Source organism: Mesorhizobium sp. 01N446 (genome assembly GCF_056399285.1).
Genome location: NZ_JBFTRA010000002.1, coordinates 190,954 through 213,887, shown reverse-complemented (window position 1 = coordinate 213,887; position 22,934 = coordinate 190,954). Strand labels below are relative to the sequence as shown.

19 protein-coding genes and 2 tRNA genes are annotated in these 22,934 nt (G+C 64.0%); 8 read left to right on the top strand and 13 right to left on the bottom strand.

The annotated features are described in order from the left end of the window. Window positions 1–113: 113 nt before the first annotated feature. The 8 genes from AC1DPX_RS09340 to AC1DPX_RS09305 form a co-directional block, all read right to left on the bottom strand. Window positions 114–1,106 carry a lipid A biosynthesis lauroyl acyltransferase gene (locus AC1DPX_RS09340; protein WP_477236089.1) on the bottom strand — a complete coding sequence of 331 codons (993 nt, stop codon included), beginning with the start codon at window positions 1,104–1,106 and terminating at the stop codon, window positions 114–116. A gap of 13 nt (window positions 1,107–1,119) precedes the next feature. Further along, complete coding sequence (locus tag AC1DPX_RS09335) at window positions 1,120–2,148, bottom strand: zinc-binding dehydrogenase (protein ID WP_477236087.1); 1,029 nt, start codon at window positions 2,146–2,148, stop codon at window positions 1,120–1,122. Window positions 2,149–2,183: 35 nt separating this feature from the next. Then, window positions 2,184–3,461 (bottom strand): beta-ketoacyl-ACP synthase, encoded by a 1,278-nt coding sequence (locus tag AC1DPX_RS09330; RefSeq protein WP_477236085.1) that lies wholly within the window; start codon window positions 3,459–3,461, stop codon window positions 2,184–2,186. A 50-nt stretch (window positions 3,462–3,511) separates the two neighbouring features. Next, window positions 3,512–4,702 (bottom strand): beta-ketoacyl-ACP synthase, encoded by a 1,191-nt coding sequence (locus tag AC1DPX_RS09325; RefSeq protein WP_096446918.1) that lies wholly within the window; start codon window positions 4,700–4,702, stop codon window positions 3,512–3,514. A 56-nt stretch (window positions 4,703–4,758) separates the two neighbouring features. Then, the gene (locus AC1DPX_RS09320) at window positions 4,759–5,052 is read right to left on the bottom strand and encodes an acyl carrier protein (RefSeq protein WP_027029416.1); all 294 of its coding nucleotides are present in this window, start codon (window positions 5,050–5,052) and stop codon (window positions 4,759–4,761) included. Window positions 5,053–5,286: 234 nt separating this feature from the next. Further along, window positions 5,287–6,429 (bottom strand): slipin family protein, encoded by a 1,143-nt coding sequence (locus AC1DPX_RS09315; RefSeq protein WP_477236082.1) that lies wholly within the window; start codon window positions 6,427–6,429, stop codon window positions 5,287–5,289. 360 nt (window positions 6,430–6,789) lie between these two features. Continuing rightward, window positions 6,790–6,857 (bottom strand) — tRNA-Met (locus tag AC1DPX_RS09310). Then, window positions 6,858–6,933 (bottom strand) — tRNA-OTHER (locus tag AC1DPX_RS09305). It abuts the tRNA gene before it with no gap. Between the two features lie 244 nt (window positions 6,934–7,177). Between AC1DPX_RS09305 and AC1DPX_RS09300 the strand changes: the two genes are divergently transcribed. Together AC1DPX_RS09300 and AC1DPX_RS09295 are read left to right on the top strand one after the other, a co-directional pair. Further along, window positions 7,178–7,444: a hypothetical protein gene (locus AC1DPX_RS09300; RefSeq protein ID WP_202354011.1), complete on the top strand. Its 267-nt coding sequence runs from the start codon at window positions 7,178–7,180 to the stop codon at window positions 7,442–7,444. Then, window positions 7,428–7,898: a hypothetical protein gene (locus AC1DPX_RS09295; RefSeq protein WP_477236080.1), complete on the top strand. Its 471-nt coding sequence runs from the start codon at window positions 7,428–7,430 to the stop codon at window positions 7,896–7,898. Before AC1DPX_RS09300 ends, AC1DPX_RS09295 begins: the two co-directional genes overlap by 17 nt. Here AC1DPX_RS09295 and AC1DPX_RS09290 read toward each other — a convergent pair. Both AC1DPX_RS09290 and AC1DPX_RS09285 read right to left on the bottom strand, forming a co-directional pair. Beyond that, a complete protein-coding gene (locus AC1DPX_RS09290; protein WP_202354013.1) occupies window positions 7,895–8,443 on the bottom strand; it encodes a histidine phosphatase family protein in 549 nt (182 codons plus the stop codon). The two genes, AC1DPX_RS09295 and AC1DPX_RS09290, sit on opposite strands and share 4 nt — an antisense overlap. A gap of 160 nt (window positions 8,444–8,603) precedes the next feature. Then, window positions 8,604–11,624 carry a caspase family protein gene (locus AC1DPX_RS09285; protein WP_477236079.1) on the bottom strand — a complete coding sequence of 1,007 codons (3,021 nt, stop codon included), beginning with the start codon at window positions 11,622–11,624 and terminating at the stop codon, window positions 8,604–8,606. Window positions 11,625–11,751: 127 nt separating this feature from the next. On the opposite strand from AC1DPX_RS09285, the gene AC1DPX_RS09280 reads away from it, so the two are divergent. The 3 genes from AC1DPX_RS09280 to AC1DPX_RS09270 all read left to right on the top strand — a co-directional run bounded on the left by AC1DPX_RS09280 (window position 11,752) and on the right by AC1DPX_RS09270 (window position 15,471). Then, window positions 11,752–12,702: an AEC family transporter gene (locus AC1DPX_RS09280; protein ID WP_202354015.1), complete on the top strand. Its 951-nt coding sequence runs from the start codon at window positions 11,752–11,754 to the stop codon at window positions 12,700–12,702. A gap of 198 nt (window positions 12,703–12,900) precedes the next feature. After that, window positions 12,901–14,358: an NAD-dependent succinate-semialdehyde dehydrogenase gene (locus AC1DPX_RS09275; RefSeq protein WP_202354016.1), complete on the top strand. Its 1,458-nt coding sequence runs from the start codon at window positions 12,901–12,903 to the stop codon at window positions 14,356–14,358. A 90-nt stretch (window positions 14,359–14,448) separates the two neighbouring features. After that, entirely contained in the window at window positions 14,449–15,471 is a 1,023-nt protein-coding gene (locus AC1DPX_RS09270; protein ID WP_477237477.1) for an aldose epimerase family protein, read from the top strand. Between the two features lie 138 nt (window positions 15,472–15,609). Here the strand turns inward: AC1DPX_RS09270 and AC1DPX_RS09265 are convergent, their stop codons facing one another. After that, complete coding sequence (locus tag AC1DPX_RS09265) at window positions 15,610–16,530, bottom strand: sugar kinase (protein WP_477236077.1); 921 nt, start codon at window positions 16,528–16,530, stop codon at window positions 15,610–15,612. 151 nt (window positions 16,531–16,681) lie between these two features. On the opposite strand from AC1DPX_RS09265, the gene AC1DPX_RS09260 reads away from it, so the two are divergent. Together AC1DPX_RS09260 and AC1DPX_RS09255 are read left to right on the top strand one after the other, a co-directional pair. Then, entirely contained in the window at window positions 16,682–17,131 is a 450-nt protein-coding gene (locus AC1DPX_RS09260; RefSeq protein ID WP_202354018.1) for a FixH family protein, read from the top strand. A 7-nt stretch (window positions 17,132–17,138) separates the two neighbouring features. Then, a complete protein-coding gene (locus AC1DPX_RS09255) occupies window positions 17,139–18,338 on the top strand; it encodes a cytochrome-c peroxidase (protein WP_477236075.1) in 1,200 nt (399 codons plus the stop codon). 1 nt (window position 18,339) lies between these two features. On the opposite strand, the gene AC1DPX_RS09250 is transcribed toward AC1DPX_RS09255, so the two are convergent. Further along, window positions 18,340–18,792, bottom strand: coding sequence for an Lrp/AsnC family transcriptional regulator (locus AC1DPX_RS09250; protein ID WP_202354020.1), 453 nt, complete (start codon window positions 18,790–18,792; stop codon window positions 18,340–18,342). A gap of 164 nt (window positions 18,793–18,956) precedes the next feature. On the opposite strand from AC1DPX_RS09250, the gene putA reads away from it, so the two are divergent. After that, window positions 18,957–22,565 (top strand): bifunctional proline dehydrogenase/L-glutamate gamma-semialdehyde dehydrogenase PutA, encoded by a 3,609-nt coding sequence (gene putA / locus AC1DPX_RS09245; RefSeq protein ID WP_477236073.1) that lies wholly within the window; start codon window positions 18,957–18,959, stop codon window positions 22,563–22,565. Here the strand turns inward: putA and AC1DPX_RS09240 are convergent. After that, window positions 22,562–22,933 carry a bleomycin resistance protein gene (locus AC1DPX_RS09240; RefSeq protein ID WP_477236071.1) on the bottom strand — a complete coding sequence of 124 codons (372 nt, stop codon included), beginning with the start codon at window positions 22,931–22,933 and terminating at the stop codon, window positions 22,562–22,564. The genes putA and AC1DPX_RS09240 overlap by 4 nt on opposite strands. Window position 22,934: the final 1 nt, after the last annotated feature.

Here is a 22,934-nt window from a genome sequence, read left to right as displayed (position 1 = left end):
TGAACATCTCCCGGGGTATGTGCGCCCCGCTCGTTTAAGATTCCCTGACCAGTAACGTTACGAATGTCTGGATCGCAGGCCCATCAGAGCCGGAAAAGCTGGCGCCAAACACGTCAGGGGAGACGATCAGCGACCGGCGCCTTTGCCTGCGGCTGCTTTTTGCGTCGCCAGTTGCTGATTTCCCACCTCTTGTGAAACCACATCCACTGGCCGGGATCCTCGCGCACCCAGCGTTCGACCACGTCGTTCAGCATCTGGGTGGTGGCGTGGACGTCGACGCTGCCGTCAGCGGTGCGCGGCAAGACCAGCCTGTCCTCGATCTCGAGGCGGAAGCGGTTGCCTGGCAATCTGATGCAACGCGCCGGATAGACGTCGCAGTCATAGTGGCGGGCAAGCGTGCCCAGCACCCGGTTGCTCTGGCAGGGACGGCCGAAAAAGGTCGTATCCAGGCCGTTGGAGAATTTCTGGTCGACGAGGACGCCGATATTGCCGCCGTTCTCCAGCACACCGGCCAGTGCGAATGAGGCGCCGGCCATCGACGGCAGCAGCGCCCCCATGGTCGAGCGCCGCGTCGAAAGGATGTAGTCGGCAAGGTAGGGGTTGTTGGGCGGACGAAACAGCGCCGTTATGTTCATGCCGAAAGTGGCGGCCGCCACCGGCAGCAGCTCGAAATTGCCGAGATGGCCGGTGAAGACGATGTGCGGCTGCTTCTCCGCGGCAATCTCGACGAAATGTTCTATTCCCTTGACCTCGATGCGGCCGGGCTTGCTGGCGGCCGGGTCATAGTCGAACAGGGCGTCGAGGAAGATGTATTCGGCGGCAAGGCGGGCCATGTTGCCCCACATATCGGAGGCGATGGCCTGGATTTCGCCTTCGCTCTTGTCCGGATAGGCCTTGCGCAGATTGTCGATGGCGACCCGGTGGCGTCCGACTCTGGGACCAATGAGGCGCGCAACGCGGTCGGCGAAATTCAGCGCGCTGTCGACCGGCAGCAGGCGCAGAACCGAGATGATGATCATCGCCGCGCGGGCAACCAGCCAGTAGTTCAGCTGGCGCAACTGCCTGCCGTAGCGAAACTTGAGATCGCGGCGAAACTTCTTGAGCACCGAGGTCAAGGCCTTAGGCGACGCGCAGGATGATCTTGCCGAAGACGTCGCGGCCTTCCATGCGCTTCAGCCCGGCATCGATATCGTCGAAGCCGACTTCGGTGTCGATGACCGGCGCGACCTGTCCCGCCGCCATTTTCTGCATGGCGTTGGCCATGTTCTCCATGCGGCAGCCGAAGGATCCCAACAGTTTCAGCTGCTGCTGGAAGAGCTGCATCAGGTTGATCTGCGTTGAGACGCCTGATGTCGAGCCGCAGGTCACCAGACGACCGCCGCGCTTCAGGCACAGCATCGAGCCGGCAAAAGTGTCGGCGCCGACATGTTCGAAGACGACATCGACGCCCTTCTTCTTGGTCAGCTTGCGCACGACGCCTTCGAAGCGGTCTTCGCGATAGTTGATGACGTGGTCGGCGCCGAGCGCCTTGGCCTTGTCGATCTTGTCGTCGGAACCCACCGTGGTGATGATGGTGCAGCCCATCCGCTTGGCCAGCTGGATCGCCGCCGAACCAATCCCGGAGCCGCCTGCATGGACGAGGATGGTTTCGCCGGGCTGGAGTTTGGCGTTGTCGAACAGCATGTGCTCGACCGTGCCGAAGGTGACGGGAGCCACCGCGGCACCGACATCGGTCACGCCGGGCGGGGCGGGGACCAGCAGGCGCGCCGGCAGATTGATTTTCTCTTGCGCGAAACCGTCGAGGTGGAAGCCGTGGACGCCGGAGACATGTTCGCAGAGATTGTCACGGCCTTCACGGCAGGCCCGGCAAAGGCCGCAGGTGCGCGCGCCGTAGATCGACACCAATTGTCCGGGCAGCAGGCTGGACACGCCGGGACCGACCGCCTCGACCTCGCCGGAAGCTTCGGCGCCAACGACCAGCGGCAGCTTGCGCTTGGCGAAGGCCATGCCGCGCCAGCCCCAGACATCGATATGGTTCAGCGCCACCGCCTTGATGCGCAGCGTGACTTCGCCGAGTGCGGGTGGCGGGGGAGGCGGCAGGTCCACCGTCTCAAGACGGCGATCCTCGATAAGTTGCAATGCGCGCATTGGGCCTGTCGGTTCAGTGGGCTGAGAAAGGTCGCTTAGACCGGTTCCCGCGCCATGACAAGGCAAGTGTTCTGGCCGCCGAAGCCGAAGGAGTTCGACAGGACGCTGCGAACCTCGGCATTGCGCTTCTTGTTCGGCACCACGTCGAGCACGATCGCCGGGTCGGGATTGTCGTAGTTGATGGTCGGCGGAATGACGCTTTCGCGCATCGTCATCAGCGAAAACGCCGCCTCGACAGCGCCGGCCGCGGACAGTGTATGGCCGATCATCGACTTGTTCGACGAGACCGGCATCGAGCCAATCCGCTCTCCGAACACGGTCGACAGCGCCAGATGCTCCATCTTGTCGTTCTCGGGGGTCGACGTGCCATGGGCGTTGACATAGTCGATCTCGTCTTCACTCAGGCCGGCATCGGCGAGGGCGGCGCGAACCGCGGCGATGGCGGGCGAAGCGTCCGGCTTCGAGCGGGTGCGGTGGAAGTCGTCGGCCTTCTCGCCGCAACCGCTGAGGACGCCAAGAATGGTCGCGCCGCGAGCCAATGCCGCCTCAAGCGATTCCAACACCAGCGCCCCGGATCCCTCGGCCAATACGAAGCCGTCGCGATCCTTGGAGAAAGGCTTCGATGCCTTTTTGGGAATGTCGTTGTGCGTGGAGAGCGCCGAAAGCAATGAGAAGCGGATCAATGCCTCGGCGGTGGCAGAACCGTCCGCGCCAATCGATAGCGCGCGGTCGCATTCGCCGCGTCGGATCGCCTCGACACCGAGCTGGATCGCGGTAGCACCTGAAGCGCAAGCCGTCGACAGGGTGATCGGCAGACCGCGCGTGCCAAGGCGGTCGGCAAGGCGGTCGGCGATCGAACCGAACTGGGTGGTCTCGAAAATATCCAGCTCTTTCAAGCTACGCGCCACCCGAAGCAGTCTTTCGGCGGCGGTGTCATCCTTGTCCTTGTCAGAATTATAGAGCGAGAAGCGCTCGGCCCAGTCGAGTTCGACCGGCGGCGATGCGAGGAAAAGCGGTCCGCCGAAGTCGCTGGAATCAAGACCGGATTCGGTCACCGCTTCGAGGCCCGCTAGCTCGGCCAGCTCATAGGTGAGCGGGCTGGCACCTTTCGAACTCGACGGCAGGAAATCGACCATGCCGGAGATGCGGGTGTTCAGTTGATCGATGGGAAAGCGGGTGATCGGGTGGATGCCCGACTTGCCGGAGGTCAATGCCGCCCAATTGTCGGTTTTGCCGACGCCAAGCGAGGTGACCACGCCGATGCCGGTGACGGCGACGATTGGCCTGCCCATGTGATCGTTCAGATTGGCCATCCGGGAGCCCTCGAGCGTTTATCGTTGCAGCATGGACCGCGAGCGCCGCGTTACGCGGCGTTGACCAGCGCCATGCCCTCGAATTGGTGATAGCCGATCGCCGTTGCAAGGACGCTTGCGGGAATGCCTTCAAACGGCTTCTCGGCTGCGGCATCGAAAACAGGGTAAGCGGCCTTGCGGTCGACGGCGAGTGCCGCCAGCGCCACCGCGAAAGGAAACTGTGCTTCCTTCATGTGCCCGGTCAGTGTCGAGAAGCCGCGCGCGGCGATCCCCGGATTGGCGTCGAGCGCTGCCTTCTCGGCGGTGGTTGCGGCATGCGCACCTGAAGCCCCAGACAGGGCAAGCAGCTTGCCGTTCGGCAGCGCGGCCTGGCCAAGCAGCGCAGCGATCTCGGCATCGAGCTCTCCGCGTGGCCGCCTGGCGCGGCCTGAGACGACCGGGCCGAGTTCGGCATAAATCTTGCGCCCGCGGCTTGTCGCGTGTTCGCGCTGCTCCAGCACCAGGAAGGCACCGCCGGATCCAGTGACGATGCCGCCACCCTCGGCGCCCTGTCTTTGCCACACAGGTTTCCAGGGGCCGCGATGCAAATAGCCGGCAAGCTCGTAACCTAGCAGCATGTCGGAATGTTCGGTCTGGAAAGCGCCGCCGACCAGGATGTGCGTCGACTGGCCGGAGCGGATGCGCGCGGCAGCCGTTTCGACGGCGGCGACGCCGGCACCTTCCTCGCCCATGAAGGTGCGTGACGAGCCCGTCACCTTGTGGACGATGGAGATGTTGCCGGCGAGCAGGTTGGAAAGCTGGGCCAGGAACAAGGTTGGCCGCAATTCGGTGGTCAGCTTCTCGTTGAGCAGCACATCGCGGTCGTTGCGGCTTTCCGAAGCGGCGAGGATGGCGGCGTCGACCGCCTCGTCGCGCTCGCCGCCGCCGGCGGCCACCACCATGTCCATGGTCGTGCAGAGCTCGTCATTGCCCTTGATGCCGGCATCGTCCAGCGCAAGGCCGGCGGCATACGTGCCGAGCCGCTGCCATGTCTCCATCTGCCGCTGGTCGCCGCGCTTTGCGATCTGCAGGTTCCAGTCGATCTCCGGCAGCGGATGGACAGTGTAAGGCGCGAAGCGCGCGGCTTCGAGCACCGGCTGCAGGCCCGGTTGCGCGAGCTTCTGCCAGTGGGCGTCAGGGCCTTCTCCCAGCGAGGAGACAAGGCCGATACCAGTGATGACGACGTCGCGGGGGCTGCTCATGGGCGGCTTTGTGGGTCAGGCGGCAGAGCGCGTCAAGGTCGAGCGCTCAACCGGCGTCAGGCGGTCTTGGCGGCGACCAGCGCGTCGATCTTGGCGCACAGGTTCTTCATGACGAAGTAGTCGTCGGTGGAAGCCTTGCCGTCATTGACCTCCTGGGTCCACTTTTCCAGCGGCACCTTGATGCCGAATTCCTTGTCGATGGCAAAGACGATGTCGAGGAAATCGAGGCTGTCGATGCCGAGGTCGTCGATCGTATGGCTTTCGGGCGTGATGGTGTCGATGTCGATCTCGCTGGTGTCGGCAATGATCTTGGCGACTTTGTCGAACGTGGTGGAGTTCGTGGTAGACAAGGGGCTTTTCCTTCTTTGCGGGCGGAATCTGTCCGCATCTGGTTTGGGCGCTGTCTAATCGGTTTTTCCCGGCAGGAAAAGGCCTGATAGTCCGGGCGCAGATGGGAAGCGTGCCCAAGAAACGCAAGAAGGGCCACCGGTCAACCCGGCGGCCCTTCCCATTACGTCAGGTTAGTCTCTGTTTCGATGCATGTCGTTTCCCCAAAACGGGGAACCGCTTTTGGGCGACATGCATCAGCTGTCGCGGAGCTTGACCAGATCGTTCAGCAGCCCGCCCGTTCCGTTGTGGACGGTCAGCCGTTCGACCTTGCCGGCGATGGTTTCCAGAGCCTCAAGCTCCTTCAGCCGCAGCATCACCGGGTTCTCCGCCATCACCCTGGCCGTGTTGAGCAGGGAACGCGTGGCGTTCGTCTCCTCGCGGCGGCGGATGACGTTGGCCTCGGCCTGCTTTTCGGCCGAAACCACCTGGTTGAGTATCTCGCGCATCTCGCCCGGCAGGATGACGTCCTTGAGGGCGATATCGCTGACCTCGACGCCGATCTCGGCCATGTCGGCACGGACCTTGGCCGCGGCTTCCTCGTCGACCGTCACCTTCTTTTCAAGGATCTGGTCAAGCGTCAGCGACCCCAGCGTCTTGCGGAACGCGTATTGCAGGGCACGGTAAAGGGCCTCGGAGAAGTCCTTCACGGCGCTCACCGCCTTGACCGGGTCGACGACCCGGTATTCGGCTGCGATGTTGACGCGGATCGTCACGCGATCCTTCGTCAACACTTCCTGCCCGGCGACATCGAGCGACTGGCGCTTGAGGTCGACGACCTTGACCTGCACCATGCGTCCGACGTTCCAGAAGCCATGCACGCCCGCAGCCAGCGTCCGGACCAGGACACCGTCGACAAACAGCAGTCCGGCCTGGCCGTCGACGACCGGATGGACCGACATCAACTCCGCCTTCCGGGCCTGGCCGAGCCGGCGCATGACCGCTGGATCGATGGCCAGATCACCCGAGGTATCGACCATCGTCACCGTCCACGGGCCGGCATCCGTCCACAGCACAAGCTTGCGGTCCGGCGCCAGAACGGCATGCAGGTTTCCGTCACGCTCGATGACGGCGACATCCGTGCGCCCGGTGCGAACAACGGTGAAATGACGCGCGGCCACATCCGGGAGCTTGTCGAACAACACCTTCTCGTATGCCGAAACGAATTCCGGGTTCTTCAGATCGTGCCGTGACACTTCCAGGCTGCCGCGCCGGTTGGCGAGCCAGTGCTCGCCCGGCAGCAGGACGGCCTTGATCTCACCCTTGTAGAGGGTGAGGGCACGTTCGTTTTCCCTTACGAGGACGCGCTCGCGTCCAAGAACCTTGTCGAGAACAGTCATTGTCTTACTCCTGTCGGGCATGGCCCCATGCGAGGCGTCAACTCATGCGTCGATCTTCCCTTCGTTTCTCGTTTCACACGTCTTCCGGGCACGAATGATCCGGGGACCGGTGGCATCGATCCGTGGCGGGCCTTCGGGAGCGGATCGCGGGACAGCGAAGCGGGCGCCGGATGCCGAAGCCTCCCTTGCCGGCGACACTGCGCCTTGACCATCACCGCGGGCCTGGCCGCGAGCCGATGGCGTCGGACCTTTCGACACGGCCTTGACCCGAAGGCTTCGGCTGTCCGTCAGGTCTTCGGCATTCCGGTCCCCGGACCGTTTTGGATAACACCACCCAAAGGTGTCGGCTTATCAGGCCGTTTGGAGAAGGAATCGAACCTTCGACAGTCAGATTATGAGTCTGATGCTCTAACCAGCTGAGCTATCCGTGGTGCAGACAGCAGGATTCGAACCTGCGACCTCCGGATCCAAATCCGGCGCTCTCCCAGACTGAGCTACATCCGCGATCCCAATCCCCAAAGCGGCGCCGTATACAGAGCGGCAAAGCCGCCTGCACGGGCGGAGACGAAAGCTCCAACCGTTGTGCTCACTTCGGTTCTCGTGACCGGGAGCGCGGCTATAGAGCCTGCGACGGGTTGTCGCAAGCGGCATTGTCGCGGCGAATTCGTGGCTTCTTTCAGTAGTGGCATTTCGGCAACACAACGGTCAACGCCTTTGATTGTACCAATGTACCATGGTAGGAGTTGGCATGAACATCGAGCGTATACAGACGGGCGTGCGCCTGGAAAAGCGGCTGGTGAAGGTGCTCAAGGCGCTGGCCGAGCATCGCGACATGAGCCTCGGCGATCTCATCGAAGGCATCGTGCTGCACGCTTTCGAGGGGCAAACGCCGTTTTCTCCGGAGACATTGGAAACAATCAGCCAATTGAAACGCATCTACGGGCTGGAGCTTGGCGCGGCGGACAGCCACCGTCTGATTGAACGGCATGGAAAAGCAGATGACGAGCCATCTTGAACGCAGCCACAGCATCGTCCTTTCCGGTCCGGTCGATCGCGTCTTTCCGCTGTTTACGCCAATCGGCGAGACCTTGTGGGTGGAGGGCTGGGATCCGGAATTCCTGCATCCGCAAGGTGGAGAAACAGGGCAAGGCATGGTCTTCCGAACCGCCCATGGCGACGAGACGACGCTCTGGGCCTGCGCCGACTGGGATCCAACCGCGCACCGTGTCCGCTATGTCAGGGTCACACCGGACTCGCGTTTCGGATTTGTCGAAGTGACCTGCCGTTCGGCGGCCGATGGCGGCACCGAAGCGTCGATTGCCTATACGTTCACGGCTCTGAACGCGGCGGGAGAATCCTATCTGTCTGAACTGACGGAGGATGCCTTCGCGGGTATGATCGAGACATGGAAAGTCCGCATCGATGCATGGCTGCTCGGTGAGACGTCAGCGGGCCCCGATCATCGTTAGAAAGTGACGCGGCCGAGCACGCGCAGACCGTCACCCTGCGGCTCGACGACCACGGCTTCGCCTTCGCGCGGCGACACGCCGGTCAGCGCCACGATGTCTTCCAGATGGGTGACCATGACCAGATTGTCGGAGCCGGAATAGGCGCGGATTTCCTTCATGATCGCGGCGATCTGCGCCGCCTTCTGCGCATCGTCGCCTTTCAGCAGATCGAGCGGCGCAAACGGCTCCGGCTCGGTCTCGAAGGCGATGCGCGCTGTGTCGAGGCAGCGGCAGTAACGGCTGGACAGCACGCGCTCGATCGGCGCGGCGCGGGCGGCGAACAAGGCGCCGATCTTGCTAGCCTGCTGCTTGCCGCGTGCCGACAGGTTCATCTGGGTGGCGCAGCTGTCGATGTCGAAATTGGCGGGGTCGGTGGTGCCGGTGACCATGGCATGGCGCAGAAGCACGATATGGCCGCCATCGCGCAGCAGCGCCCAGCCGGCATCCGTGGCGTGAGCCGCAACGGGAATGACGAGCAGCAGCAGGGCCAGGGCAAATCGGATCATCGCAGTCCTAACTCTTTGTCTTGACGCAATTCCTATGGGGAAACCGCTCACATTTTTCCTGGAATTGCTCTAGGCAGCCCGACATCGGGTTCCGGTCACTTCGCATATAGGGATCGGAAGGCCGGCACAAAGACAAGCGGGCGTTGCGCACGTCCCAGGCTCACTTTTTGGCGATTTGCTTTTTCACCAGATCGATCTTCTGGTCAGTCAGTGGGATGGGGACGGTGTAGCCGGCTTCGGTAAAGCCCTGCTTGGCGTTCTCGAAGAACGTGATAGCCTTGAGATACTCCGCCTTGCCGCCGCCATAGGTGGCGCGGTTCCAATGGATGTCGCCAAGATTGTTCTGTTCGAAGGCCCATTGCATGGGCTGGCTTTCTCTGGTGAATACTTTCAGCGTCGCCGTGAACGCCGCTTCGGCCTCGTCGAGATATTTGCCGGTCCGTTCGAGATTGCCGAGATTGAGCAGGCTCATGCCGATGCCGTTCTGGGCGTTGGCCCAGTCGATGGGGGCGGTCTCGATGGTCAGAACCTCAAGTGCTGCCCGCCGGGCCGCGATCGAATTCCGCAGGATTTTCGGATCGGCATTGCTCATGCTCAGCCAGTGCAGCGTCGAACCGAGGCCGGCCTGGGCCAGCGCCCATTGCCGAGGGTTGGTCTCGCGCTTGTACTCGCGTAGCGCATTGCTGTAGGCGTCGACCGCCTCGCTGTAATGCTCGGGCTTGTCCGTAACGCCGCCCAGCAGCTGCAGCGTGTTGCCGAGATTGTAATAGCACATGGCCCAGTCGAGCGGGAATTTCCGCCTGACATAGACCTGCCGGGCTGCCTGGAACGCTGCCACCGACTGTTCGAGCCTGGCCGCGTCGCGGGTCCGCTGGCCGAGCGTCTGGTAGATCGACCCGAGATTGTTCTGGGCGGATGCCCAATCCATCGGGAAGCGCTGGCGGGTAAACACCGTCAGCGCATCGTCATAGGCCGCGGCTGCCTCTTCGAGAGTGTCCGTGCCCGTGTCGAAGCGGGCGACACCACTCAGCGCATTGCCAAGGTTGAGCCGGCTGGTCGCCCAGGAGACCGGGAAGGTCTCGCGGGTTCTAACCGTCAGCGCGGCGCGGAAGGCGTCGGCCGCCTCGTTGATCTTGGCCTTGTCGTTGAGCTGGATGCCAAGCGTCACCAGCGTGTTGCCGAGATTGTTCTCGACCATCGCCCATTCCACGGGAGCTTTCTCGCGCGTGTACTCCTCGAGTGCCAGACGGTAGGCGGCTTCCGCGTCCTTCAGATGTTCGCCGGCGGGTTCGCGCTCCGAAAGCGCGTAGAGCGCGAGGGCGAGATTGTTCTGTGAAGCGGCCCAGTCGAGCGGCAGCTTGTCGCGCGGACGCTTTTCCAGCGCGGCGCGCATCGCCGCCACCGCCTCATTGAGCCGCTTCGGGTCGCTTTCGCGTTCGCCGATCTTCAAAAGGACGTTGGCGAGATTGTTCTGCGCGGCGGCCCAGTTGGGGTCGTCCTTCTCGCGCTCGAAGACGACAAGCGAATCGCGGAAGATCTGTGCCGCTTCCTCGAGATGCGCGGTCTCTGTCTCGCGCTCGCCGATGGTCTGCAGCACCACAGCCATGTTGTTGCGGGTGATCGCCCAGTCGCGATTCTGCTCGCCATTGGGGATGAAGTTCAGGATGACGCGATAGGCTTCGATTGCGTGCTGCAAGGCGTCGAGGTCGCCGGTGGCATAGCCATAAGAGTTGAGCGCTTCGGCTTCCTGGTTCTTGTAGTTCCAGCGCAGCTTGTCGTCCCATTTCTCGACCAGCGAGAAGGCCTTGGCGTAGTCGTTGGCGGCGGCTTTGTAGTCGAAGACCAGTGCGGCGGCGTCGGCGCGTTTGGCATAGATGGCGGCGTCGGCGATGCGTTTTTGCCTGACCAGTTCCTCGGCGTCGTCAACGGCACCGCTGTTCTGCTCGACCCTGCCGACGGCGTCATCGAGGAATTTGCGCGCCGTCACCATGGCGCCCTGGCCGATGGCCTTGTCGGCGGACTCGACCAGCCGCTTGATCTCCGGATCGTCGGTACGCAGTGCCGCGCGTTCCGACAACATCTTCTTCAGGCGCTCGGACTGGGCGTCGAGCACCTTCTGCAGGTCGGTCGGATCCTCGGGAATCTTGTCCGTGCCCAGCGCCCTCAGCACGCCATAGAGCGCGTCGAGGGGCACGCCGTCCTGCAACGAGGCCAGTTCCACTTGCGCCCGCTTCGGGTCGGGCAGGTCGGAAATGGTCAAGAGCAACTGCCGTCGCTCACCGGTGATCAGCCCGTCATCGCCGGTCGGCTCCGGCGGCGCGACGCCGAAATAGAGCAGGCGGCGCAAGCTTTCGTTGACCCAGGGGCGCTGCTTGGCCTTGGTGTCGAGATAGACTTCCTCCGTCACCATGCGCATGACCGAGCCGAACTCCGTGCCTTTCATCGCCGCGAGGTGGCGCAGCAGGGCGGCGGCGTAGGGGCTGTTTTCGCCGGCCGCGCCGTCGAGCGCCGGGCGGCCCGGTTCGGCGGCGAAGCCGACCACGGTGCCCAAGCTCGCATCTTGCGCCGACGCATTGGCGATGGCCTTCGCGCCACGCACCGGTTCCAGCCCGCCGGCGCCGATCGGCTCGGCGGAAGCGGTCGGCGCCCTGCGCACCACTGCATCCGCCGGAAACGGATTGGTGCGGCAGGCATCGAGCAGCATGATCGTCACCGGTACGGTCTTCTTCAGTTCATCCATGACGGCGGAGATCGGCACCAGCGCCTGGCCTGCATCCTTGAGCGACGAGATGTCGGCATCGACCGGAACCAGGTAATTCTCGCCGCCGGCCTCGATACCGTGGCCTGAATAATAGATGAAGGCCACATCGGCACCCTCGGCATCCTCGACGAAGCGATCGAGATCGCGCTTCAGCTTGGCGGCATCGCGATCGGTGACGTTGCGGGCATCGAAGCCGAGGTCGGTCAGCATCTTGGCCATGTCGCGGGCGTCATTGGCCGGGTTGGGCAGGGCGGCGATGTGCAAGTAGTTCGACTGGCCGATGATCAGCGCCACGCCTTTGAGGCTTTTCGTTTCGGCAAGCGCGAACGCCGTCGCGGCAAGGCAAAACAGTGCGGCGACGAAAGCCGTCAGCCACATACGCGAAAAAAGGTTGCGTCCCGAGGTTTCGACAAAGGTCATTTGTCGTTGGTGTCCGCCCTGATACTCCAAACCCTCTATAACGCTGCCAGTGTACCATGATCAAACTTGGGCATGATCAAATTCGGGCGCGATTGCGCCGCTGACGTGGCTCGCCTATCCCTGAAAAATGTCTCCGCTTACAGAAACCGTGCTTTTCGTCTTCAGCCTCGTTGCACTCGGCTATCTCGCCGGGTTGACCGGCTATCTCAGGCCAACGAGCGGTGAGGGGATATCGGACTTCGCGGTCTCGGTGGCGATGCCGCTGCTTCTGTTCCAGACCATGGTGAACGCCGATTTCCACGGCGTCGCGCCATGGCCTTTATGGGGAGCTTATTTCACGGCGGTGGCGATCACCTGGGCCGCCGGCCATCTCGTCACCACGCGGATTTTCGGGCGCGACGCGCGCGCCGGTGTCGTCGGCGGTGTGTCGTCGGCCTATTCCAATGTCGTGCTGCTCGGCGCTCCCTTCATTCTCGGCATATTCGGTCCGAGCGGTTTCGAAGTGCTGTCGCTGCTGGTCTCCGTGCATCTGCCGGTCATGATGATGGCCTCGATCGTACTGTTCGAGATGTTCGGCCGGAGCGGTGGCGAACATGTGCATCCGCTGCGGGTGCTGCGCAGCTTCCTGCGGCGGCTGTTCATCAACCCGCTGATCATCGGCATTCTGCTCGGCCTGGCATGGCGGCTGAGCGGCGTGCCGTTGCCCGACCTCGTCATGCGGCTGGTCGATGCGCTGGCCGACACGGCAGGGCCGGTGGCGCTGTTTGCCATGGGTCTCAGCCTGCGCCGCTTCGGCGTTTCCGGCAATGTCCGGCCGGCGCTGGCGCTTTCGGCATTGAAACTGTTCCTGATGCCGGCGCTGGTTCTCGTCTTCGTCTGGCTGCTCGGCCTGCCGCCGATGACCGCCAAAGTCGCGGTGGTGGTGGCGGCGCTGCCGTCCGGCATCAATTCCTACCTGATTGCCGTGCAGTTCAACACCGGCCAGGCACTGGCATCGAACCAAATGACCATCGCCACGGCCTGCGCGGCCGTCACCACCGCTTTCTGGCTGACGGTGGTGGTTCATATCTTTGGTTAGGTCTCGGCTTTCAAATTAATTCACATGTGAAGGACTAGCCTTGGGCTGGCCCAACCCCTATATGCCATCTTGCGATTGCTTGCGCGCCTTGCCCTAGGTAAAGAGCAGTGGCTCCGGCGTGCCGGCTTCAAATCATGGCGCACGCTCACCGAAGATTTCACAGACCGGCCCGTCAGTGCGCCGAACGGAGGATAGACCATGCTTCAGAAAACCAGCCATTTCATGCGGCAGGCCAATCTCATCAACGGCGAATGGGTGCAGGCCGACAGCGGCCAGACGGTCGACGTCAACAACCCGGCCACCGGCCTCAAGATCGGCACCGTGCCGAAGTCGGGCAAGGCCGAGACCCGCCGCGCCATCGAGGCCGCCGACGAAGCGTTCAAGACCTGGCGCAAGACGACCGCGCTCGAGCGCTCGAAGCTGCTGCGCAAGCTGCATGACGCGATGATGGACAATCAGGACGTGCTGGCCGAACTCTTGACCATCGAGCAGGGCAAGTCGCTGTTCGAATCGAAGGGCGAGATCGGCTCGGCCGCGGCCTACATTCTGTGGTTCGCCGAGGAAGGCCGCCGCACCTATGGCGACGTCGTGCCCTCGCCATGGGCGGACCGTCGCATCCTGGTGACCAAGGAACCGGTCGGCGTCATCGCGGCGATCACCCCGTGGAATTTCCCGTCCTCGATGCTGGCCCGCAAGCTTGGCCCGGCACTCGCCGCCGGCTGCACCGCCGTGGTGAAGCCTGCCTCGCAGACGCCTTATTCGGGCCTCGCCTGGGGCGCGCTGGCCGAGGAAGTCGGCTTCCCCAAGGGCGTCGTCAACATCCTGACCGGTTCGGCCGGCGAGATCGGCGACGAGATCTGCGCCAATCCGCTGGTGTCGAAGATCACCTTCACCGGATCGACCGAGGTCGGCAAGCTTCTCATCCAGAAGTCGTCGGTGACCGTCAAGAAAGTGTCGATGGAACTTGGCGGCAACGCGCCGTTCATCGTCTTCGACGACGCCGACATCGAGCGTGCGGTCGCCGGCGCCATCACCGCCAAGTACCGCAATTCCGGCCAGACCTGCGTGTGCACCAACCGCTTCCTCGTCCAGGCCGGCGTCTATGACAAGTTCGTCGAGAAGCTCGCCGCCGCCAGCAACGGGCTGAAGGTCGGTTCCGGCCTCGAGGAAGGCGTGCAGCAGGGACCGCTGATCGACGAGAAGGCGGTCGAGAAGGTCGAGGAACTGATCGCCGACGCTACCTCCAAGGGCGGCAAGATCGTCGCCGGCGGTAAGCGCCATGCGCTGGGCGGTTCGTTCTTCCAGCCGACGGTCATCGCCAATGCGACGCCCAAGATGCGCTTCATGAAGGAAGAGATCTTTGGGCCTGTCGCCCCCGTGTTCAAGTTCGAGACGGAAGCGGAGGCAATAGCGCTCGCCAACGACACCGAATTCGGCCTTGCCTGCTATTTCTACACCGGCGATCTCGGCCGCGCCTTCCGCGTCATGGAAGGCCTGAAATACGGCATGGTCGGCGTCAATGAAGGCCTCATCACCACGCCCGAGGCGCCGTTCGGCGGCGTCAAGGAATCGGGCCTCGGCAAGGAAGGCGGACATCAGGGCATCGAGGACTACCTCGATACCAAATATGTCTGTATCGGCGGCCTCGGCCTCTGATAGCTTATTCCCAGGGTCGGCGGGCCTTGCCCGCCGCCCTGGGTCGAGAAAACCAGCCGAAATCCTTTGGATCAACTGACGTTTGCGGGCATGGCGATGAAGGACGGCGAGGTTTTCGGCACGACGCAGGCAGGCGAGCCGGTGCGCCGCTTCACCATCAGGGGCGGCGGCCTCACCGCCAACATCATCGGGCTCGGCGCCATCATCCAGGATTTGCGCCTGACCGGTCATGATGCGCCGCTGGTGCTCGGCTACAACACTCTGGACGCCTATGAAGCCGACAACGCCTTCTTCGGCGCGGTGGTCGGCCGCTATGCCAACCGCATCCGCGATGGCCGCTTCACCATCAATGGCAATCGCTACCAGACTGAGCAAAATTTCCTCGGCAAGCACACGCTGCATGGCGGGTCGCAAGGCTATTCGCACCGGCCGTGGGCGGTTTCGCTGCATGGCCGGGATTTCGTCACGCTGACGCTGCACGATCCCGACGGCGCGATGGGCTTTCCCGGCGCGCTGGACGTCACCTGCACCTACAGGCTGAAGATCCCCGGCACGCTCAGCGTCGAACTGACGGCGACCTGCGAGGAGCCTACACTGTGCAATCTCACCCAGCACTCCTATTTCAACCTGGACGATGGCGGCACCGGCGACGTCCTCGACCACAGGATGATGCTGAACGCGGGCGCCTATCTGCCTGTCGACAGCGACATGATCCCGACCGGCGTGGTCAAGCCGGTCGACGGCACGCCCTTCGATTTCCGCCAGGCGCGGCCGCTGCGCATGGAGACCGAGGGCGAGCAGTTGCCCTATGACCAGAATTTCTGCCTCGCCTCCACGCGTGGGCCGCTGCGGCAAGCGGCATGGACGCAAGGGGCTAGTTCCGGCGTCGAGATGGAGGTCTGGACCACGGAGCCAGGCGTTCAGCTCTATACCGGTCAGTATGTGACGCCGCGCAAGGGGCTGGAAGGCCGCGACTACAAGGCTTTTTCCGCCTTCTGCCTGGAGCCGCAAATATGGCCGGATGCGCCGAACCGGCCATATTTCCCGCAGGCGACGCTATGGCCAGGTGCCATTTATCACCACGTGACGGAATATCGTTTCCGCCTGCCATAGGTCTGTTGAGATTCAGGTGATGCCGGCCTGCAAATGGCTAATACCTGCGCTTCGGTGTTCACGTACGAACAGTACACTCCGCTCCGGTTCTCGATATCAGCCATTTTCGACTCGGCCTGATCTGAATCTCAACAGACCTTAGCTGTCGAAAGCCGCCCGCAGCGTCTCGAATGGCGCCAGGGCGCCGCGAACCTGGACCACGGCGGCGGCGACGCGATGCGCCCGGCCTGCCGCTTCCTGCGGACCATGGCCGGCAAGCCGCGCCGCGAGATAGCCGCCATTGAATGAATCGCCAGCGCCGGTGGTGTCGACGGGGGCCGCGACGTGGATCGCCGGCACGTCGTGCAATGTTTCGTTTTGAGCAATCAGCGCCGGCTGTTCGCCGTTCTTGACGACGACTTCGCCGACCCATTGTCCAAGCCGCTCCGCGGTCGCCCGCGGTGTCTCATCACCAAACAGCATTTGCTCGTCGGGGAAGGTCGGCAATGCGATGTCGGTGACATCAAGCGCCTCGACGATCGCTGCCTGCGCCTCCTCGCGCCGGCGCCAGAGCCGTGGGCGATAATTGGGGTCGAAGGCGATCAGGGAGCCATCGGCACGCGCCTTGGCCACAGCCGACAGCAGCGTTTTGCGCGCGGCGTCGTCCAGAATTGCCAAAGTGATTCCGGAAAAGTACACAAGCGCCTGATTTTCCAGGTTTTTCGACAGTGCGGTGGGATCCGAGGCAAGGTGCCGGGCAGCAGCGTCGCCGCGCCAGTAGGTGAAGGAGCGCTCGGCGCCGGTCAGCGTGATCGCATAGAGGCCGGGCCTTGCGCCTGGTATGACCGGGCTGGAACCGATGCCGATGCCGTTTTCAGCGAAAAAGTCGATCTGGCCCTGCGAAAAAGGGTCATCGCCGAAGGCCGAGACATAGGTTGCCGGCCGGTTTCCGCTCAGCGCATGGAGGGCCCACAGCGTGTTGAACGTGTCGCCGGCAAAACCCATGCGCCAGTTCGGACCGGTCTGGCCCGACAGTTCGAGCATGCATTCGCCGACCGAAGCGACACCGTTTCCCGCCATCTGCAACCCTCCAGTGATTGCGGTGCTGTAGCTTTTTGCTAGCGGCAGCGCCATGGTTGGCAAGACGGGTTTTTTCAGCCACAGCGTTTTCCCACAGGCTGGCGGGACGCGATCCACCCGGCAGAGCGTTATCCGCGGAAGAGGAACCGGTTTGGCATCGATATGGCGTTATCTCCTGGCGGGTCTTGGTCTGGCTGCGCTGCTGGCGGGCGTTCTCGCGGTCGTCTATCTGACGGCGCCGCAATCGGCGCAGCTTGCCGGCCCGGATGTCTCGCGGACGAAGAAAACCGACAACGGGCTGTATATGGCGAGCTTCGTACCGGAACGGGGCGTGGTGCGGCAGGGCGAACTGGAATCCTGGCTGCTGACCCTGAAAACAAAGACAGGGGCTTCGGTGGAGCGCGCCGCGATCGCCATCTCCGGCGGCATGCCGCAACACAATCACGGCCTGCCGACCAGCCCGCAGGTGACCGACTATCTCGGCGATGGCCGTTACCGCATCGAGGGGCTGAAATTCACCATGAGCGGCTGGTGGCAACTTCGGTTCGCCATCTCGTCCGGCGCCGGCTCCGATACGGTGCTGTTCAACGTGGTGCTGTGAGCGATCGATGAAGCGCCTTTTCTGCTTTCTGGCGCTGATGGTCGCCGTCATCCTCGTCGGTTGCGGCAAGCCGGATTTTTCCGACGCCGAGAAGAAGACCATCGCTTCGCTGGCGCTGAACACGCTGCCGTCGCTGAAGCCCGACACCACCAACCGCTTCGCTGACGTGCCGGCGGCAGCCGCGCTTGGCTCGACGCTGTTCTTCGATCTGGGCATGAGCCGGGACGGCACGGTGTCGTGTTCGACCTGCCACAAGATCGACCGTCAGTTCCAGGACGACCTGCCACAAGCCGTCGGCGTCGGCCGCACCAACCGGCGCACAATGCCGCTGGCCGGCGTCGCGCGCGACCCCTGGTTCTTCTGGGACGGCCGCCGCGACAGCCTGTGGGCGCAAGCGCTGACACCGCTCGAAAACCCGCTGGAGCAGGCGGGAAACCGCGCCGCCTACGCGCATTACATCAAGGCGCGCTTCGGCGAGCGCTATGAGCGCATCTTCGGGCCGCTGCCCGATTTTTCCGGCATTCCGCCGAATGCCAGCCCGCTCGGAAACGATGCCGAGAAGGCTGCCTGGAAGACGATGAGCGATGCGCAGCGCGACGCCATCAACCACGTCTATGCCAATATAGGCAAAGCGATCGCCGCCTTCGAACGCTCGATCGAGCCGTCGCAGACGCGCTTCGACCGCTTTGCGCTCGACCTTGCAACCGGCGCCGAGCCGAAGGGCGATGCGGTCTTTACGCGGGAAGAGATCCTTGGGCTGAAATTGTTCATCGGCAAGGCCAATTGCGTGACCTGTCACAACGGCCCGCGCTTCACCGACAACGGTTTTCACAATACGGGCGTGCCGCCTGTCGCGGATCTGCCGCCGGATCGCGGGCGTGTCGATGCGGTGGCACAGGTCGAGGCCGATCCGTTCAATTGCTTCGGCGCCTATCGCGACGGCGACGTCGCCGCTTGCGGCGAGCTGCGCTTCATGGTCAAGGATGCACCGCAACTGATCCGCGCCTACAAGACGCCCTCGCTGCGCGGCGCGGCGACGCGGCCGCCCTACATGCATGCCGGGCAGTTTTCGACGCTCGACGAGGTGGTGGCGCATTACGCCAAGGCGGCGCCGAGCGTCGAGGGCGTGTCCGAAATTCACCCGCTGCAGTTGTCGGACCGCGAACGCTCGGCGCTGGTGGCGTTTTTGAAGACGCTTTCGGAGTAAGTTACCTGTCCTTCACCGTCTCCATCGCCACGAAGGTCGAGGTTTGCGCCACATGGGGGAGCGCCGAGATGCGCTCGCCCAGCACGCGGCGGTAGGCGGCGATGTCCCTTGTGCGGACCTTCAGCAGGTAATCGAAGCTCGACGCCATCATATGGCACTGTTCGATCTCTGGTACGGCCTGCACCGACCGGTTGAACGCGTCGAGCGCGGCCGATCGGGTGTCGGACAGTTTCACCTGGACGAAGGCGACATGGCCTTCGCCCATGCGCTCGCGGTCGATGATCGCCTGGTAGCCCCTTATATAGCCGTCCTTTTCCAGCCGCTTCACGCGCGCCTGCACCGGCGTCTTCGAAAGACCGACCTTTGCCGCGAGTTCCGACATGGAAAGCCGGCCATTGCTTGCCAGTGCGGCCAGGATGTTTCGGTCGATGCGGTCCAATTGGTCTTCTGTCATCAAAATTACAGTCCAAACGCTAAAGGATTGGCACAATGATAGATCGATCGGACTGCCTTGTCGATTTCTTTGGACCGACTGAAATCCGCGCCTGTGCTAGCTTGCGCCATTCGGTCCGGTGACCGCCGGCCCGTTCCCTGATGCTTGCTCCACGGGATCCCGCCATGCCGCTCGACGCCATCCGCCAGCAGATTCGCGCCAACTATCTTCCCGACGAAGACGAGGCCGTGAAGCGCCTGGCCGAGGCGACAGGGCTTTCGGCCGCGGATCGCGATGCGATCTCGGCGCGAGCCGCCGATCTGGTGCGGGCGGTGCGCGGCTCGTCCGATCCCCGGCTGATGGAGGTCTTTCTCTCGGCTTACGGTCTTTCCACCAAGGAGGGCGTGGCGCTGATGTGCCTGGCCGAGGCGCTGCTGCGCGTGCCGGACACCGAGACGATGGACGATCTGATCGCCGACAAGATCGCGCCGCATGACTGGTCCGCGCATTCGGGCGGGTCGAGCTCGATCTTCGTCAATGCCTCGACCTGGGCGCTGATGCTGACCGGCCGCGTGCTGGACGAGGGCGAGGGCGGTATTGAAGGCACGCTGCGCTCCATGGTGCGCAGGCTGGGCGAGCCCGTCATCCGCAAGGCGGTGGCCGCCGCCATGCGCGAGATGGGCGAACAGTTCGTGCTGGGCCGCACCATTGCCGAAGCCGTCAAGCGCGGCCGGCCGATGACGCAGAAGGGCTATCTCTATTCCTTCGACATGCTGGGCGAGGCGGCCCGCACCGAGGCCGACGCGCTGCGCTACCACAAGGCCTATGCCGACGCGATTTCCTCGCTCGATGCCGGCTCCAACGGGCCTGACATCAGGCAGAACCATGGCATCTCGGTGAAGCTCTCGGCGCTGCATCCGCGCTACGAAGTGGCGCAGAAGGAAGAGATGCTGCCCGTCATGGCCGAGCGGCTGCTGTCGCTGGCGCTTGCGGCCCGGCATTCGCGCATGGGCCTCAACATCGACGCCGAGGAGGCGGACCGCCTCGATCTGTCGCTCGACGTTATCGAGCGCGTGCTGGCCGAGCCGGAACTCGCCGGCTGGAACGGCTTTGGCGTGGTGGTGCAGGCGTATGGGCCACGCGCGGCCTTCGTCATCGACTGGCTCTACGCCCTGGCGAAGAAATACGACCGCACCATCATGGTGCGGCTGGTCAAGGGCGCCTATTGGGACACCGAGATCAAGCGGGCGCAGACGCTCGGGCTCACCGGCTATCCCGTCTTCACCCGCAAGGCCAACACCGACGTGTCCTACATGGCTTGTGCCAAGAAACTGCTTGGCATGACCGACCGCATCTATCCGCAGTTCGCCACCCACAATGCCCACACCGTCGCCGCCATTCTGTCGATGGCGGGAAATCGCGATTCCTTCGAATTCCAGCGCCTGCATGGCATGGGCGAGGCGCTGCACGAGACGGTACGCCAGGCCGAAGGCACGCGCTGCCGCATCTATGCGCCGGTCGGCGCGCATTCGGACCTTTTGGCCTATCTGGTCCGCCGGCTGCTGGAGAACGGCGCCAACTCCTCCTTCGTGCACCAACTGACCGACGAGGATGTCGAGCCGGAGGATATTGCGCGCGATCCGCTGCAGACAATCGAGAGTCAGGGCCCCGCCGCCAATCCGGCGATTGCCCGGCCGTCGCAGATCTTTGGCGCCGGCCGCCGCAATTCGAAAGGCTTTGACATCACCGACACGGTGACGCTGGCGGTCATCGACAAGGCGAGGGCGGCCTTTGCCGGACCGGACCGCTGGCATGCCAAGCCGATCACGCGCGCCGCCGGCTATGGCAAGCCGCGTCCGGTGGTCAATCCGGCCAAGCCCGATGAAGTGGTCGGCACGGTTCACGAGGCCGCCGCCAAGCAGGTCGCCATTGCCGTGCGCATCGCGGTGGACGCGCAGCCTGCCTGGGCAAAGCGTCCGGTTGCCGAACGCGCCGCCATCCTCAACCGAGCCGCCGACCTCTATGAAGACAATGCGGTCGAGTTCTTCGCGCTCGCCACCCGCGAGGCCGGCAAATCGCTGGCCGACGGCGTGGCGGAAGTGCGCGAGGCGGTCGACTTCCTGCGCTATTACGCGGCCGAGGCGGCGAACGCCGAGGCAGGCACGCAGGCGCGCGGCGCCATCGTCTGCATTTCGCCGTGGAATTTTCCGCTCGCCATCTTCACCGGCCAGATTGCGGCGGCGCTGGTCACCGGCAATTCGGTCATCGCCAAGCCGGCCGAGCAGACGCCGCTGATCGCCTTCCGCGCCGTCGAATTGCTGCGCGAGGCCGGCGTGCCGGAAGACGTCATCCAGCTTCTGCCCGGCGACGGCCCCTCGGTCGGCGCGCCGCTGACCGCTGATCCGCGTATCGCCGGCGTCTGCTTCACCGGCTCGACCGAGGTCGCCAAGCTGATCGAAAAGCAGTTGGCCGAAACCGCCGCGCCCGACGCCATGCTGATCGCCGAGACCGGCGGCCTCAACGCCATGATCGTCGATTCCACCGCGCTGCCCGAGCAGGCGGTGCGCGACATACTGGCTTCGGCCTTCCAGAGTGCCGGCCAGCGCTGCTCGGCGCTGCGCGTGCTCTATGTCCAGAAGGATGTCGAGAAGAAGATGCTGGAGATGCTGAAGGGCGCCATGGAAGCGCTCAACATCGGTGACCCCTGGCGGATTTCGACCGATGTCGGTCCGGTGATCGACGAAGAGGCGCAGGCCTCGATCAGCGACTATTGCACGAAAAAGGGGCTCGAGGGCCGGCTGATCGCCAAGCTCGAGGCGCCGAAGGTCGGCCGCTTCGTCGCGCCGCATGTCTTCCGGGTCAAGGGCATCGAGGAGATGGAGCGCGAGGTGTTCGGCCCGGTGCTACATGTCGCCACCTTCGACGCCGACGGAATCGATGCGGTGATCGCCGCCATCAACCGCAAGGGCTATGGCCTGACCTTCGGCCTGCACACCCGCATCGAGGGCCGCGTCCAGCATTTCGTCGACGGCATCCATGCCGGCAACATCTACGTCAACCGCAACCAGATCGGCGCCGTCGTCGGCTCGCAGCCCTTCGGCGGCGAGGGGCTGTCGGGCACCGGTCCGAAGGCCGGCGGCCCGCATTATCTGCGCCGCTTCCGCAAGGGGCCGGAAGCCGGCACGGAAGTTGGCGAGGGCCACAAGGTGACGGCGACCGAGCTGGCCGACAATCTGCCCGATCCGACGCTCGGCGGCTGGTCGACGCGTCCGGACCGGATCGCCATCCTGAGGAAGCACCTGCGCGGCAAGGGCGCGGCGGCCATCGGTGCCGCTGCTGCAATCGATTTCGGCCAGGTCGACCTGCCCGGACCGACCGGCGAGGCCAACACGCTGTCGCTGTCGCCGCGCGGGAGGGTGCTGTGCCTGGGGCCGGATGCCGATACGCTGCTGGCCCAGACCATCCAGGCGCTCGCCGCCGGCAATGCGGTGCTGGCCGTGGCCCCCGGTGCACCAGCTGCATTGTCGGCGCTCACCGGCAAGGGCTTGCCGCTCGCCGCTATCGATGGCCGCCCCGATCCGGTCGAGGCGCGCTCGCTGCGCGTCGATGTCGTGGCTTTTTCGGGCACGCCGGAAGCCGCGCGCATCGTGCGCAAGGTGATCGCCGACAGGACTGGCCCGATCGTGCCGCTGGTCAGCGAGGTGCTCAACCCGGCTGCCTATGCGCATGAGCGCGCGGTCTGCGTCGACACCACGGCCGCCGGTGGCAATGCCAGTCTCTTGGCTGCGGCTTAAACCTCTTCGGGGGCGCAGCCGAATTTCAGGAGATTGCCGTGGGGATCCCGGATATGGAATTCCTTCATGTTCCAGGGCCGCACGGTGAACGGGCTGAGCGCCTTGACCCCGCGCGCTGAAAATTCGGCATGCAGCGCCGGCACTTCGCCGCCCCTGATGTAGCAGGACGAGAGTTCGGGCAGCTTGCGGTCGTCGCTTTTCCAGAAATGGATTTCGATCTCGCCCCGGCGCATGATCAGGTAGTCGTCCATCTCCGGCTCGACGACACCGAAGCCGAGTTCGTCGCGATAGAAATCACGCGTTGCCACAATGTCGGGCGAAGGCAGGACCGGAATGCTGCGCGCGGGATCGTCCACGGGCGATGCCATC